The organism is Methylophaga sp. (assembly GCF_030651745.1).
Genome location: NZ_JAUSCC010000074.1, coordinates 1 through 1,805, shown reverse-complemented (window position 1 = coordinate 1,805; position 1,805 = coordinate 1). Strand labels below are relative to the sequence as shown.

The following is a 1,805-nucleotide window of genomic DNA, read 5'->3' as shown; positions in this document are numbered from 1 at the left end:
ACAATAATAAAAGCGATAAACAGAATAACGGCCAGAATCAAACCGGTTGAAGATAATAGTTGTTTATTCATTGCTGACTGGTGCTCCTAATCGGCTTTACGTGCATTCACTATCAAGGCGTTGGCAAACAACCAGATAGCGATAAGCGCTGCAAAATACAAAATGTCACGTAAATCAATTACCCCTTTGGAAATTGCATCAAAGTGGGTTAGAAAACTGAATGAACTGATGGCATCGACTAGTGTTTGTGGGGCCCAGCTACTAAAGAAATCCAGCACAATACCGTAACCAGCCAGTACAAATACCAGACTGACAATCAGGCTGAGTACAAAGGCGATGACCTGGTTTTTAGTAACTGCGGAAATACAAGACCCAATCGCCAGAAAACCACCAGCCATCAGGAAGCTGCCCACAAAGCCGGTAAAGATCACGCCGTTATCCGGGTTACCCAGATAGTTCACGGTGATCCACAGCGGGAAGTTCAGAATCAGCGCCAGACCGGTAAATGCCCACGCAGCAAAGAATTTACCCAGTACCGCTTCAAAGACTGATACCGGCAAAGTCATTAACAACTCAATCGAACCGCTTTTACGTTCTTCTGCCCATAAGCGCATCGAAATAGCCGGAATCAACAGAATGTATAACCAGGGATGTAAAGAAAAGAATGGATACAGGTCGGCTTCGCCACGAGCAAAGAAATTGCCCACGTAAAAGGTAGAAAAACCGGCCAATAATAAAAAGATAATGATAAAAACATAAGCAACGGGTGTGGCAAAGTAACCGCCAAACTCACGTTTCATGATGAACCAGATATTAAGCATATTCATCATTTAACTCCTGCAGTACTAGGCAAAGTGATGCTACGGAAAACTTCATCCAGGCGGCCACTTTCAGCATAAAGTGAAGCGATTTCCCAACCTTGTTCACGAATTTTTTCCGACAAGGCAATGGTGATATGAGCGCTTTCTTTTGGAAACACCCGAATGCCATTGCCTGATGTCAGCAGTTCGGCATCAGCGACAAAACCCAGCCCGCTGACAAACTGCATCAATTTAGTGTTATCGATTTCATTGACCGTCAACACCACCGCGTTGTGATAACGAGATTTCGCTTCCAGCTCGGCAGGTGTTCCATCAAACACGACTTTACCGCTGGCAATCACCACATTACGGGTACACAGCGCATTCACTTCTTCAAGGATGTGTGTCGAGATAATAATGGCTTTGTCTTCTGCCATTTCGTTAATCAAGGTACGAACTTCATGTTTCTGATTCGGATCCAGACCATCGGTCGGTTCATCCATAATCAACACCGGCGGGTTGTGCAAAATCGCCTGTGCCAGACCAACCCGGCGTTTGTAGCCTTTTGATAATGTTTCAATCGGTTGATACATCACATTGAGGATACGGGCGCGCTCTGCAGCAGAAGCCACAGCACGTTTTTTATCAGCCCCGGATAAACCACGAATGTCAGCAATAAATTTGAGGAAACTATCCGGCGTCATATCAGCATAGGCTGGTGCACCTTCGGGTAAGTAACCCAGATTAGCCTTTACCGAAATAGGATCAGTTGAAACATCATAACCACAGACTCTTACAGTACCGCGAGTGGGTGCAAGAAAGCCGGTTATCATCTTCATTGTGGTGGATTTACCTGCGCCGTTTGGGCCGAGAAATCCAAGTACTTCGCCTTTACTGACTGAGAATGTCACACCATCCACAGCTCGAATCTCGCCAAAATGCTTGGCCAGATCTTCAATCTCAACTCTGAGTGTCATACTTAAAGCGTCCCCCGCTTCATCAAAA

2 protein-coding genes are annotated in these 1,805 nt (G+C 45.5%); both read right to left on the bottom strand.

Features of this window, described 5'->3' with window-relative positions; genetic code table 11:
* Nucleotides 1-86 precede the first annotated feature (86 nt).
* Nucleotides 87-827 (bottom strand): ABC transporter permease, encoded by a 741-nt coding sequence (locus Q7V21_RS08755; protein WP_370654057.1) that lies wholly within the window; start codon nt 825-827, stop codon nt 87-89.
* The coding region (locus Q7V21_RS08750) for an ABC transporter ATP-binding protein (protein ID WP_304916926.1) at nt 827-1,805 on the bottom strand (979 nt) is incomplete at its 5' end. The genes Q7V21_RS08755 and Q7V21_RS08750, both read right to left, overlap by 1 nt.